The 13,012-nt window shown below is 62.3% G+C and carries 12 protein-coding genes and 1 pseudogene; 6 read left to right on the top strand and 7 right to left on the bottom strand.

What is annotated here, in order from left to right; translation table 11 throughout:
• Positions 1-86 precede the first annotated feature (86 nt).
• Positions 87-467 carry a winged helix-turn-helix domain-containing protein gene (locus ACXJ16_RS25750; protein WP_463922550.1) on the top strand — a complete coding sequence of 127 codons (381 nt, stop codon included), beginning with the start codon at positions 87-89 and terminating at the stop codon, positions 465-467.
• On the opposite strand, the gene ACXJ16_RS25745 is transcribed toward ACXJ16_RS25750, so the two are convergent.
• Together ACXJ16_RS25745 and ACXJ16_RS25740 are read right to left on the bottom strand one after the other, a co-directional pair.
• Positions 468-1,472 (bottom strand): cytochrome c peroxidase, encoded by a 1,005-nt coding sequence (locus ACXJ16_RS25745; RefSeq protein WP_463922549.1) that lies wholly within the window; start codon positions 1,470-1,472, stop codon positions 468-470.
• 8 nt (positions 1,473-1,480) lie between these two features.
• A complete protein-coding gene (locus tag ACXJ16_RS25740) occupies positions 1,481-2,188 on the bottom strand; it encodes a homogentisate 1,2-dioxygenase (RefSeq protein ID WP_463922548.1) in 708 nt (235 codons plus the stop codon).
• 78 nt (positions 2,189-2,266) lie between these two features.
• On the opposite strand from ACXJ16_RS25740, the gene ACXJ16_RS25735 reads away from it, so the two are divergent.
• Positions 2,267-4,324, top strand: coding sequence for a TonB-dependent receptor plug domain-containing protein (locus tag ACXJ16_RS25735; RefSeq protein WP_463922547.1), 2,058 nt, complete (start codon positions 2,267-2,269; stop codon positions 4,322-4,324).
• A gap of 283 nt (positions 4,325-4,607) precedes the next feature.
• Here the strand turns inward: ACXJ16_RS25735 and ACXJ16_RS25730 are convergent.
• Both ACXJ16_RS25730 and ACXJ16_RS25725 read right to left on the bottom strand, forming a co-directional pair.
• Positions 4,608-5,076: pseudogene (locus tag ACXJ16_RS25730) on the bottom strand (site-specific integrase); the annotation flags it as partial.
• A 28-nt stretch (positions 5,077-5,104) separates the two neighbouring features.
• Positions 5,105-6,025: a LysR family transcriptional regulator gene (locus ACXJ16_RS25725; protein ID WP_463922546.1), complete on the bottom strand. Its 921-nt coding sequence runs from the start codon at positions 6,023-6,025 to the stop codon at positions 5,105-5,107.
• Positions 6,026-6,121: 96 nt separating this feature from the next.
• Between ACXJ16_RS25725 and ACXJ16_RS25720 the strand changes: the two genes are divergently transcribed.
• Positions 6,122-6,991 carry an aldo/keto reductase family oxidoreductase gene (locus tag ACXJ16_RS25720; RefSeq protein WP_463922545.1) on the top strand — a complete coding sequence of 290 codons (870 nt, stop codon included), beginning with the start codon at positions 6,122-6,124 and terminating at the stop codon, positions 6,989-6,991.
• Positions 6,992-7,025: 34 nt separating this feature from the next.
• Here the strand turns inward: ACXJ16_RS25720 and ACXJ16_RS25715 are convergent, their stop codons facing one another.
• The gene (locus ACXJ16_RS25715; protein ID WP_463922544.1) at positions 7,026-7,670 is read right to left on the bottom strand and encodes an alpha/beta hydrolase; all 645 of its coding nucleotides are present in this window, start codon (positions 7,668-7,670) and stop codon (positions 7,026-7,028) included.
• Positions 7,671-7,925: 255 nt separating this feature from the next.
• A complete protein-coding gene (locus tag ACXJ16_RS25710; protein WP_463922543.1) occupies positions 7,926-9,206 on the bottom strand; it encodes a S41 family peptidase in 1,281 nt (426 codons plus the stop codon).
• 98 nt (positions 9,207-9,304) lie between these two features.
• Here ACXJ16_RS25710 and ACXJ16_RS25705 point away from each other — a divergent pair, with 98 nt between their 5' ends.
• The gene (locus ACXJ16_RS25705) at positions 9,305-9,922 is read left to right on the top strand and encodes a helix-turn-helix domain-containing protein (protein WP_463922542.1); all 618 of its coding nucleotides are present in this window, start codon (positions 9,305-9,307) and stop codon (positions 9,920-9,922) included.
• Between the two features lie 479 nt (positions 9,923-10,401).
• Here ACXJ16_RS25705 and ACXJ16_RS25700 read toward each other — a convergent pair whose 3' ends face one another.
• Entirely contained in the window at positions 10,402-10,821 is a 420-nt protein-coding gene (locus ACXJ16_RS25700) for a GNAT family N-acetyltransferase (RefSeq protein WP_054434307.1), read from the bottom strand.
• A gap of 268 nt (positions 10,822-11,089) precedes the next feature.
• Between ACXJ16_RS25700 and ACXJ16_RS25695 the strand changes: the two genes are divergently transcribed.
• Both ACXJ16_RS25695 and ACXJ16_RS25690 read left to right on the top strand, forming a co-directional pair.
• Positions 11,090-11,881, top strand: a complete 792-nt coding sequence (locus ACXJ16_RS25695) for an SDR family oxidoreductase (protein WP_054434314.1) — start codon at positions 11,090-11,092, stop codon at positions 11,879-11,881.
• Positions 11,882-11,886: 5 nt separating this feature from the next.
• A complete protein-coding gene (locus ACXJ16_RS25690; protein WP_463922541.1) occupies positions 11,887-12,795 on the top strand; it encodes a glycoside hydrolase family protein in 909 nt (302 codons plus the stop codon).
• Positions 12,796-13,012 lie beyond the last annotated feature (217 nt).

Raw genomic sequence — 13,012 nt, 5'->3', positions numbered from 1 at the left:
GGTGCGAAGACCCGCTTTCGGCGCTCGCACCCATCGCCGAACTCGGCTAGATTCGCGGTCCCTATCGCCAACATTCGACCGAGCCCATGACCGACCGCTCCCACCTCAAGCTGCGCGCCCGCATCTATTGCGGAGACGAAATCGCCATGGGGCCGGGCAAGGCGGACCTGCTGGAAGCCATCGCCAGCCAGGGTTCGATATCGGGCGCCGGCCGCGCGATGGGGATGAGCTATCGCCGGGCGTGGCTCCTGGTCGATGCCATGAACCGCTGCTGGGACCAGCCGCTGGTCGAGACGGTAGCCGGAGGAAGCCACGAACGCGGCGCCCGCCTCACGGAAACCGGACGAACGGTGCTGGAACGCTTCCGGTCCCTGCAGGGCCTCATGGCCGCTCTCGGGAACTCGCCGGAATACGCCGCGCTCGAGGCCAGCTTGCGCAGTACCCCGCTGCCCGCCAAGGGCGAGTGATCAAAGCGCCTTGCCGCAGGCGGTGCGGGGCAAGGCGTGCCGGCGATCAGCCAGAAACGCCGGATCGGTGAGCGCATCGAGGAAAGCGAGCAGCGGTTTCGCCTCGTCCTGCGGCATCGCCTCGAAACCCGCGTGGGCACGCAGCGCCCCGGCGAGCGTGGGAATCGACCCGTCGTGAAGATAGGGCGCCGTCACCCCGACATTGCGCAAGCCCGGCGTGCGAAACCCGCCCCTGTCCGCCGCCACGCCGGTCACTTCCGCCTGACCCGCGTCATCTCCCGGAACCGCTCCGGGTGCAGCGATCCGGTGGAAGCGCGCATCGGTAAAGTCGGCCCCGGCATGGCATGAGGCGCAATCTCGCGCAAAAAAGGTCGCGCCCTGCCTCGCCTCGGCGGAAATCGCATCGGCCTCCCCGCGCGAGAACTTGTCCCACGCACTGTCCCGCGAAACGAGCGTGCGCTCGAAAGCGGCCAGCGCCTTCGTGACCTTGCCGTAACCGATGCCGCCCGCCTCGCCCGGGAACGCCTTGCGGAACATCGTCCGGTAACACGGATCCCGTCCGAGCCGCTCCGCGATATCGGCTTCCCGCCCCTTCATCCCCATCTCTACCGGATGGTCGCCCAGTACCGGAACCGAGACTTGCGCCTCCAGCGTCGTCTGGCGCGGATCGGCCCATGTCAGCGGGGAAAGCCAGGCGAGGTTGACCAGCGCCGGCACGTTGCGCCGCCCCGGATCGTCCAGCGCGCCGGGGTGCGTGCGATTGCCGTCGGCGAAGGCGTGGTGCTGCTCATGGCAGGTCGCGCAGGACATCGTCCCGTTCACCGAGAGATCGGCGTCGTAGAACAGGCGGCGGCCCAGCTCGACTTTCGCCGCGCTCATCGGATTGTCGGCGGGAACGCGGGGCGCCGGAACGCCGGCGCCCCAGTCCCATCCCGGACGGGACCGTGCCGACAGGCCGGAGAGCGTCGCGGCAAGCAGCGACAGCCCGAGCAGGGCGTATCGCATCCGCCCGCTCAGGGCAGCCGGGCGACGAGCAGGGGAAGCCGGTCATCGGCATTGGCCGAGACCTGCAACAGGTAAGTTCCGGGCTCGAGCGTGAAGTCCACCATCTTGCGGATTCCCGAGCAATCAGGGCCGTGACCATGCGCGGTCGAGGTCATGGCCGTGCCGTCTCCCGCCTTTTTCCCGGCCTTGATGACATCGATCCAGGCCGCCGAACCGAGCGCGACGCGATAGCTGCCCGCCTCCGCGACATCGAACGTGTAAAGGCCGCCGAAACTGACCGAACCGCCCGGCTTTTCCGGTCGCTGGGCATAGCGCATCTCCGGGGTCGGCCGCAGACCGCCCTCGATCCCTTTGCCGATCGCGATCGTGGCGCCCGAAAGCGAGCGCGTGTCACGCGCCGCCAGCAGCCGCGTGCGCTGGTTCCAGGCGGCGAGTTCGGGCGGCAGCTCCGCCGGATCGGACGGGCAAGCCATCGGACTGGGCATGCGATCCGCCATAGGCGAAGATTCGCCGCCAGGGGAGCCGGAAGCCGCCGGTCCCGGTGCCTCGGCCGGTGCCTGAGCAGGAGCCTGAACCGGCGACTGCATCGGGATGACCTGGGCCCAGGCCGTTCCGGCAACCGGCAGCGCGGCAAGTATCAGCGCCGTTCCAAGCCCGGCCCAAGGACGCGCACGCCCCATCATCGTGGATGCCCCATTGTTGTAAACGTCTTTCATGTTCGCCCTCGACTATATACCACCAGATATAGCGAATCGCCGGAATGGCGACAGGCCAAAAATATGGGGGTTTCATTCATGCGTTCCGCATCAGCACTTGCGGTTACTTTTTCCTGCGCGCTCGGGCTGCCGGTTCTGGCCGCGCCCGCGCTTGCCGAAACTGCCGCGACGACCGAACAGGGCAGCGCCTTCACGCTGGGCCAGATCATCGTCACCGCCCCCACGCAATCCACGCCGACGATCTCCTCCTCCACGCTCGACGCTGACGCCATGCGGCTGTTCCAGCGTGCCAGCCTGGACGATGCGGTCAATCTCATGCCCGGCGTCTCCTCCTCGAACAGCGGCGGTTCTCGCAATGAACGCCTGATCAACGTGCGCGGTTTCGACCGTTACCAGGTGCCGCTCTCGATCGACGGCATCCGCGTCTACCTGCCCGCCGACGGGCGGCTCGATTACGGCCGCTTCCTCACCGGCGATATCGCGCAGGTGCAGGTGGCCAAGGGCTATGCCTCGGTGCTGGACGGCCCCGGTGCGATGGGCGGTGCGATCAACCTCGTCACCCGCAAGCCCGTCCAGCCGATCGAGGCAGAGGCGCGCGGAACCCTGGACCTGGGCCGAAAGGGCGAATACGCAGGCTACAACCTCTTCGCCCTGCTCGGCACCCGGCAGGACAAGTGGTACGCCCAGGCCAGCTACACCCGGCGCTTCACCGACCACTGGGATCTTCCCGGCGACTACGAACCTGCCGCAGGTTCGGCGGAAAACGGCGGCCACCGGGACTTCTCGCGCACCGAGGACTGGCGCGTCAACGCCAAGCTGGGCTTCACCCCCAACGCCACCGACGAATATTCGCTCAGCTATACCCGGCAGGAAGGCTCCAAGAACGCGCCGCTGCACATCTCCGATGCCTCGTCCAGCCAGCGCAACTGGTCGTGGCCCTACTGGAACATAGACAGCATCTACTTCCTCTCCACCACGGCGCTCGGCGATGTGGCCACGCTGAAGACGCGCGCCTATCGCAACGGCTTCGACAACCTGCTGCGCGCGTTCGACGATGCGACGCAGACCACCCAGACCAGGGGCCGCGCCTTCAACAGCTACTATGCGGACACCGCCTGGGGCGGTTCGGCCCAGATCGACGTGAACGTCAGCGGGTCTGACCGCTTCAGCCTCGCGGCCCATTACCGGCGCGACAAGCATGTCGAATGGCAGCAGGCCTTCCCTTCCGGCACCACGGAACCCCGGCAGACCAGCATCGAGGAGACCTACAGCATCGCGGCCGAAAACCGCCTTGCCTTCAGCCCCGCCCTGGCGCTGACCACCGGCATCAGCTTCGACTGGCGCAATCTCACGCGGGCGGAGGACTACGCCAGCAATGTCCTGATCGCCTATCCCCTGCATAACGGTAAGGCGCTGAACGGACAGGCGCAGCTCGTCTGGACGCCGGACCCGCTGACCAGCCTTCACGCCGGAGTCTCGTCACGCGCGCGCTTCCCCACTATCTTCGAGCGGTTCAGCTCCCGCTTCGGCGGCGCGGTGTCCAGCCCGGACCTCAAGGCCGAACGCGCCACCAATTACGAAATCGGCGGCACGCGCGATTTCGGCCCGCTCCACGCCGAAGCCACGTTGTTCTACTCGCACCTGAACGACGTGATCGTCGCGTTCCCGTTCCTCTACCAGGGCCAGTCCGTGACCCAGAGCCGCAACCTCGGCAGCGGCAACTACTACGGCGGCGAGATCGCCCTGACGGCAAGGCTGGCCGAAACGCTGAGCCTCGGCGGCAACTACACCTACACGCACCGCGACCTCGACGACCCGACCAACTCGGCCTTCCAGCCGACCGGCGTTCCCACGCACAAGGCCTTCGTCTGGGCCGACTGGGCGCCGCTGGGCGGCCTGCACTTCCTGCCCAACGCCGATATCGCATCGAACCGCTGGACGGTGAACACGGCGGGAACCGAATACTATCGCACCGGAAGCTATGTGCAGGCCAACCTGACCGTGAACTACGAGGTCCGCGAAGGCATCGTCATCGGCGCGGGTGCACGCAACCTGTTCGACGATTATTATGTGCTGGCCGATGGCTTCCCCGAACCGGGCCGCAGCTTCTTCCTGTCGTTCCAGTACAAGTATTGAAAGCGATCCCTGCATCGCACCGACATTGTGCCGGGACGATGCAGGAACGCCCACGTGAATGACCGGGATGGGCAGATGGTGTTGGAAAACTCTGGCTTGAAGTAGCCTGTGTGGTCTGATTCACTGTTTTAGCAGGACGGAGACAGGCTGATGATGGGTGAGCGGACGATGGCGCAGGAGGCGCTGTTTTACAGCTTGAACCTGGAACGGCACGTGCCGGCAGGCCGTCTACTGCGATCGATTGACAGGTTCGTCGATCTGTCCGGCATCCGCGAGCAAGGGTCTTGGATGGGCGCAGAGAGTGCGTGCCATAATCTTCGCCGGGAAGTCCGATCCCCGTGACCCATTCGTCAACGAGGCGAGCATATTGCCTGGTGCTTATGTGGGCTGCGTGATCGGTACGGCTCGGGAAATGCAAAATCCTCCAACGACCCGCCTCTCAGTTCCAGCCATTTGAGCAGGCTGGCGCGAGCATCGGTCATCAGTTCAAACTGGGCCCGTCTGCCGGTCCTTTGCTGTACGACCGTGGCCCGTGTTCGAATTTTCCGATCACAAAAGATATCGCTGATCCTGATTTTTACCAGATCGCATCCGGGAAGCTTGCTATCGATGGCCAGGTCAAAGAGGGCACGGTCCCGGATCCGCCCATGCTGGTCGAGAAAGAAGCGGGTCGCCCATATCTGACGGGGCTTGAGCGCTCGCTTTGCTCCAAAGTCGAGGTCATTCAGATAAGTGCGGGCGAAGGCCCTGATTGCAAATCCTGCTGCAAGCGGACAGTCGTTAACCTTGCGCTTGCGGCGCAGCCGGCTCCTTCCGGGTGAAGTCGATGAAGGCCCTGAGTGGAGGCGGAAGCTGGCGGCGGCCGGAATAATACAGCATCGGCCCCGAGAACGGCTCGTCCCATTCGTCGAGTATCCGTTCCAGGGCCCCCGACTGCATGGCCGGGGCAAGCCAGTCCTCGAAGAGCCTTACGACACCGAGCCCCGCCATTCCGGCCTCGACCAACAGGTCGCAAGCCGAACCGGGCTGGATAAGGAGAGGACCGGGCGGGTCGATACGGATCACTTCGTCACCGCGCTCGAATTCCCAGATGGCCAGCGCGCCGCTGGAGAAGCGCAGGCGCAGGCACGCGTGGTGAAGTAGGTCGCGGGGATGCGCGGGGCGGCCATGGACATCGAGATAGGCCGGAGCCGCCGCCGTGATTATCCGCTGCGACCGTGGTCCGATCGGTAACGCGATCATGTCCTGCTCCAGCCGTTCCTCGTAGCGGATGCCGGCGTCGGCCCCGGAGGCGAGAATATCGACGAAGCTGTCTTCCACGGTCACTTCCACCCGGATCTGGGGATGCGCTTTCAGGAATGTCGGCAGGATGCCGGGAAGGACGGTTCTGGCGACATTCGCCGGGACGTTGAGCCGCAGGGTGCCGGCCGGCTGGTCGGTCTCGGCATGGACGGCGTCGAGTGCGGCATCGATCTCGTTAAGGGCGGGGGAGAGGCGCTCGAACAGCCGATTGCCCGCTTCGGTGGTCGAGATGCTGCGCGTCGTGCGGTGCAGCAGGCGCACGCCCAGCCGCGCCTCCAGCCGCCGAAGCGCTTCGCTGAGACCGGATGCGGAAACGCCCGATACCCGGGCGGCCTCGCGAAAACCGCCTGCGCGGGCCACGGCCACGAAAGCCGATAGATCGTCAAGTTCAGTCGCCATTGTGCATATTCTCGCACAGCCTGTGCTTAACTGCACGGCTTATCGATTGTTGGCAACCGGTCCATATGCCTAGTCGCACCTTCAGGAGATTTGCGCATGACCGATCTTGTACCCGCGAAGACCTTTGAACTTGGCGACCGTACCGTCAGCCGGATGGGCTATGGCGCCATGCAGCTTGCAGGGCCTGGCGTATTCGGCCCGCCGCGCGATCGCGCCGCCGCCATTGCGGTCCTGCGCGCCGCAGTAGAGGCCGGGGTCAACCATATCGACACGAGCGACTTCTACGGACCGCACGTCACCAACCAGATCATCCGCGAAGCGCTGCATCCCTATACCGATGATCTGGTCATCGTGACCAAGGTGGGCGCCGTACGTGGCGACGACGCCGCGTGGCTGCCGGCGCAAAGCCCCGCCGAACTGACGCAGGCGGTGCACGACAACCTGCGCAATCTGGGCCTGGAGCAGCTCGAAGTCGTCAACCTGAGGCTGATGGGCGATGTCCACGCACCGAGCGAAGGATCGCTCGAAGTACAGTTCTCCACGCTTGCGCATTTGCGGGAGCAAGGCCTGATCCGGCATCTTGGCCTCAGCAACGTCACACCTTCGCAAGTGGCCGAGGCGCAGAGGATCGCTCCCGTGGTCTGCGTCCAGAATCAGTACAATCTCGTCCACCGTGCTGATGATGCACTGTTGGAAGACCTGGCCGGCCAGGGGATCGCCTATGTCCCGTTCTTCCCGCTGGGCGGGTTCAGCCCGATCCAGTCGGATGCGCTTTCCCGGATCGCGGCGCGGCTCGAAGCCAGCCCGTTGCAGGTTGCGCTGGCCTGGCTGCTGGCACGTTCGCCCAACCTGCTCCTGATCCCAGGCACCTCGAGCGTTGCGCATCTGACCGAGAATCTGGCGGCCGCGAACCTGCGGTTGTCGCAGGATGTTCTCGACGAGATGGACGTCGTGGCGGGCACCTGAAATCTGCCGCCGTCAGAGGGTGCACGCGCGGTGTTCAACCGATCACGGTCCGGGCGAATGCCGCAGCTGCCTCAAGGCCATCCTGCCCGACGCTGTGGCCCAGCCCTGGCGAGACGTGCATCTCGACAGGCACGCCGGCTGCCGTGAGTGCGGCGCTGGCCAGATCCATGGAACGGAACGGCACGACCTCGTCTTCCGTACCGTGGATCAACAGGACCGGAGGGCGGCTGCGGATATTCGCTTCCAGCAAATCCGGTGCGACCAGCATGCCCGAAATCCCGACGATCCCGGCGACGGTTTCTTTCCGGCGCAATCCGACGTGGAGTGCCATCATCGTCCCCTGACTGAACCCGACGAGTAGCAGGCGGTCGCCGGTCAACCCGGCCGCTTCGAGTTCTGCAGTAAGGAAAGCATCGAGAGCCGGCGCCGCAGCCGCCGCGCCGGCCGCATGTTCCGCCGCCGAGAAGGTCTCGATCGGCCACCACTGGTAAGCGGCTGCCATGTGAGGGATCTGCGAAGGGGCATTCGGCGCTACAAAGGCCGCATCGGGCAAGGTGGGCTGGATCATGCGCGCCAGCGAGATCAGATCTTCGCCATTGGAGCCGTATCCATGAAGCAGGACCACCAGTCCGGTGGGGGCCGTGCCGGAGAGCGTAGCGAGGCGGGGGCCGTCGAGCATCAGGATAATCCTTTTAGATTGGCAATCTCGGCATAAATACCTGCATTATGAAATTCGAGGATCCGACCCATTGTCGCCTTCCCGCCGTCGCCCCTTCCCAGCCATTCCGCACCCAACTTTCCGTTCCAAGTTGCGGCCAGCCCGCTTTCTCGACCTAGACGTTCGGGACAGGCCGGATCCAGATCGGCTGATTTTGTTGCAAACCCGCAAGGAACCTTCCCGACGGGTTTGCGGCTGCCTTGCGCCGGTCCTTTCCTAAGGAGCGGTGTGGCGACCACTGGGGACCGTCGGCTCCAGATACCCTGGTGCAGATGTCCCCGAGGGTGGCTCAAGCACAAAGCGCGGGTAGGAAAGAACCAATCCTGTATTGGGGAGCGTTATGGATTGCACGCCGCCGGATTGCTGTGTTCGTGCGCTGTTTCCGACTCCCCTGAGAGTGCCGAAGCCATAATCACGCACGACATTGCCGAACAGCACGGCGGATGAGTACGTCAATGGACCGATCAAAACCTCAACCTTGCCGTTGAAATGCAGCGCTTCGCCAAGGGTTGGGACGGTCGCGGTCTCGATGCTCCCCGATGAAAGCGAGCCATCGCGTTCGCGTTTAACGTAGGTCGAGCCCTGCTTGTAAGGTTTGGTGGCAATGTAGCGGAGGATACCTTCTTTCCACATGTCGTCATCGCCGCCGCCATTGGCGCTGACATCGATTACCAGACGCTGCGTAGAAGCCGCCTTCATCTGCGCGAAACAGTCATGCGTAAATTTGAAATACTGTGCCTTGTCGCTCCAAGCGAATGAGGCAACCTTCAGCGCCGCTGTGTGGTCCGCGTTGATGCGGCAGGAGTAAAGGCGATCAAAATTAGCCTCTTGCTGCAAAATCGCCGGAAGCACATGCCCCGCCGAGACCCGATGCGACATCGGAGAGCCTGCGAATTGAAGATCATAGACTGCCGGAGTGCCATAGAGTTTGGCAAATCCAAGCCACCAGCGCTGCGATAGCAAGGCTGCCCGAAATGCCGGCGTATCTCCATGCATACGAGCCAGCAAAGCGTACGTTACGTCCTGGGCATCACGACCACTTATTCTCACGATCCTACGCCCGGCGAACGGCGTCATCTCGCCGCCCAGTTTTGCCGTAATGACCGGATAGCCCTGCTCGTCGAGTTCGACTTCGAAAGGGAAAAATCCGGTTCCTCGACGTACTTCCGCCGCGCTCTGTTCTCGCCAATTCGGCAAGCCGATGAACAAGTGGCCGTCCGCGAGCAGCGGGTTAAGTTGGGCCATGGCCGCCCACGCCTCCCCCTGCGTCATGGCACGAGACAGCTGCCCGCGTATTGACGCTGCGGCGGCTTCCAGGCGCTCTCGGGTCGTAGAGCGTTCAAGTTGCGGATGTTGCCGTTCGATTGTGTCGATGGCGAAGCGCAGATCTGCCTGCAGAGCAGCGGGCTCAAATGATTGAGGAGCAGCCGCCAAGCCGGTGTTAGGCAAAATGCATACCGAAACCACGATCGCAGCAAGGACCATTGAACAATTCATGATCGGCTTTCCTCATTTGCAGCCTCGTACGGATCACGGGCTTCCATCGAGCGATTCGTTGAAATATATGAGTTGTATTTCAACAGGAGTCCATGCGGATGAGTCATCAATTCGATCCGGGGGCGCTCACCGATCCGGCGATGATCCGACTGCTGAGTTCGCCAATGCGCCAGGAACTGATGGACACTTTGGCTGCCATCGGGGGCGAGGCGAGCGTTGCTACGTTAGCGGAAGAGCTGGGGCGTCCGGCAGATGGCTTGTATTATCACTTGCGTGCGCTCGCAGCGGCTGGGCTGATCTGCGAAGTGCCGGCGGACGATAGCGGCGATCGGCGATACCGATTGGCAAGCCACGGTGGCGGTCCAATTCGGCTGGCCTACGATCTGCGTCCTAATGGTAATGCTGCCGAACTGAGAAATTTCGCTCATGGATTGATGCAAATAGCTGAACGCGATTTCCAGGATGCGCTGGGTAGAGTGAATGCGGTAGTTTCCGGTCCTAAACGAGAATTATGGGCTTCGCGCAACAAGGGCTGGCTCAGCGATAGCGACCTGACCGAGGTCAACACTCTGCTCGAACGCTTGAGTGAATTGACGAGCCAACCGAAGGAGGAAGGCAAGAATCACCTTGTTAGCCTGGTCTTTTCGTTGGCGCCGATTGATCCACGACCGAAGCGAAGGGCTTCTCGTAAGGCACGGAAGGGACCGGTGTCGTAGCTCGCATACAGCGTGGGCCTGAGCCGTCCATTCGTCGCGACGCAAAGAGCGGGATGGCTGCTTGGAATCGGCACGTAGCAACCACTTCTGCCGTCAACCCTTGTCGGTCGCTAGGCTCTCGATTTTGCGCTACCAGGTGCGGACTGGCAGCTTGCCCATTTTGGATGCCTTCGACGGGCCGATAGCGGAATGTCGCGTTCGGAAAGGCGCGAGTGAGATGGCTGCCGATCGGGCATTACGGAAAACATCTCTGAACGGGGTTTCCGACATATTTTCAATCCGACGGGGCTTTCCGTACAGCGGACTTCATCGTATGATGATGATCGGTACATACGAGCCTTTGCAAGTTCCTTCTTGCATAAGCGGGCATTAATGCAGTCTCGCTACACGACAATCAGGCAATTTCCGACGCCTCAGGCTGGAAATCCCTGCCGTAAACTGCCGTCGGCCTCCATCATATTTTTTCTGGAAGATTGAGATCAAAGCTTCTTACGAAGAAAAAGCCGCTTTTGGCCGATGGGATGATCGTCGATTATGGCGAATACCTCAAAGCCCAGCTTTTCATAAAATCCGCTAGCCTGAAATTCGAATGTGTCGAGCCAGACCCCGATGCAATCATTGGATCGAGCGATATTTTCAGCTTGTTCCACAAGGGCTTTGCCATAGTTCTTGCCACGATATTCTAGCGGAATGGCAAGCATTTCTATAATGAGCCAGTCATAGGCGCACTGGCCCCAAAGCCCTCCTACATTGTCACCCATCTCATTGGTTAGCAACACGGCGATGGGCCGAATACACGGATCACCCGCACGCATTATGTTGTGAGTGTGTAGGGGCCTGAAAATCGCTTCGTATTCAGCGTCGGAGGGATTTTGAGATGTTTTTATAAGTAACGTCATGACGTTAGCATATATTGAAGTGCTTGATCCGCAACGACTGAGCGGGGCGTATCGCCTGAATCAATCGAAGGTTGAACCACACTAAGTCCTCCCGACAATCGGGTGTTTTCCGGCACGGCCGGTTTCGGGAGCCTGCCTTAGGGCACTGAGCGACTGACAAAGGGCGCAAAGCGGCCCCAAAGTAGCCATGCCCCTGAATATGTTATGCCCAGACAATCTAAGGTGATTGAGCAACGGCACCTACGACACCTTCGGGTGTTATCAGCGCATGGCGCATCACACATTATCCTTCGGCCAGACATCGGTCGCGATCGTGACGGGTGGGGAATCGGGAATCGGGCGCTCCGCCGCGATCAAACTGGGTAAAGCGGACCTCCCTGTCGCGCTGACCTATTTCGCAGATGAGGGCCGAGCGAATGCAGTCGTCGCCGAAATCACCGACAGCGGTGGGAGGGCCGTGGCTGTACGGACCGATGTCGGCGATGAGCAGAGCGTCGAGGCACTCTTCGATCTGGCAGAAGAGCGCTTCGGCACGGTCGACCTTCTCGTCAATTCGGCCGGGCTGAATATGACGGGCGTGATGCTGCGCGATATGGAGTTGGTCCAGTTCGATCGCCTGATGCGCGCCGATCTCTACGGTCCGTTCCTGACATGTCGGCGCATGGTGCGCGCGCTGGATGGTGCGAACCGAGGCGGCCGGATCGTCAACATATCCTCGATTCACGAACGCGCGCCACGTGCAGGTGGGGTCGACTATGACGCCGCCAAGGGAGGTCTCGCGCAGCTTACAGCGACCCTCGCGCTGGAACTCGCGCCGAAGCGTGTGGCGGTCAACGGGATCGCGCCTGGCATGATCCTGACCCCGATGAACCAGAGCGCGCTCGATCATCCCGACGAACTGCGGCGCAAGGAAATGGCAATACCTTGGGGCCGCGCAGGAACGCCGGACGAGGTGGCCGATCTGATCCTGTTCCTGCTCTCATCCGCCGCAGACTATATCACCGGCACCACGGTTACGATCGACGGCGCGCTGTCGCTGACCGTTGCGCAAGGAGCCTAACGGGAATGGCCGCCTATGTTGTCGAGGAATTGCAGACCGTCACGCTCGATATCGCCGGGCCCGACGGGCGATTGGCACATCATGATTTGATGAGCCCCTATGTGTGGATGGAGGGTGAGACCTATCGCTTGCTCGTCCGCGTCGTTCCCAATCCTTTGAGGCCGGACGATCCGACCGGAGTTATCTGGGGCGGGGAATCAGATGATGGTCTCGTTTTCCGAATGAGTGAGGCACCGGCGATCCTGCCTGGCCCTAATCCCGACGATGCCGGCGGATGCGAGGATCCGACCGTCGTGCTTGGTGAGGATAGCGCCTATCTTGTCTTCTACACTGGCGTCGATGCGGCCCGGTCACAGGGCGCTCTGCTGGTGGCGAAAGGGCGCGACCTAACCAGCCTGCGCGAACAACGGGTCATGCTCAAGGCGCCCGACGGCGAAGGCAACATCAAGGAAGCGACGCTGGCGCAGGGATCGGACGGGCGGTTCCGACTCTTCTACGAATATGCCAGGGGCAATGCCTCGCGGATCGGCATGGCGGAGGGGGCGACGGCCGAAGGTCCGTGGACGGTAATCGATGATCCATTCACGATCCGGGAGGACAGCTGGGACAATTGGCATCTGTCGACCGGACCAATCGTCCAGCAGCCAGGCTGTGATCCGGTCATGTTTTACAACGGGGCGACGGTGGACGCACGTTGGCGCATCGGCTGGATCAGCTTCGCACCCGATTTCAGCTGCGTGACCGGGCGAGGCCTTGAACCGATCCTCATGCCGCCGCCCGCCAAGAGCCGGGACGCCACCGACATTGCCTTTGCGGCGTCATGCATTGTGACTGGTGACGCAATCTGGCTCTATTATTCGTTGGAGGACAAGATCCTTCGCCGCGCACGGATCCACCGTTACGCCACGCGGTAGATCAGCCCAAGACTTGCGCGAGACGGATGATCGGCAATCTTGAGGATTGGCAGATCGGTTGCAACTGACCGGCACCGCGCGACGCATCGATTTAGATTTCGAACGGCGGCTTACAAGCGAGGCTGTTGCAGCTTTGAAAGGCTAGAGTTGGCATTTTGCTGCCTTCCCGCCGTCGACCCCACGCAGACACTCGGCTTTCATTTCGAAACTCCAAAGT

The sequence above is a fragment of the Novosphingobium sp. TK71 genome (genome assembly GCF_055361505.1).
Note: the sequence above shows the minus strand (reverse complement) of the source record. Positions and strands in the feature narration are given on the sequence as shown.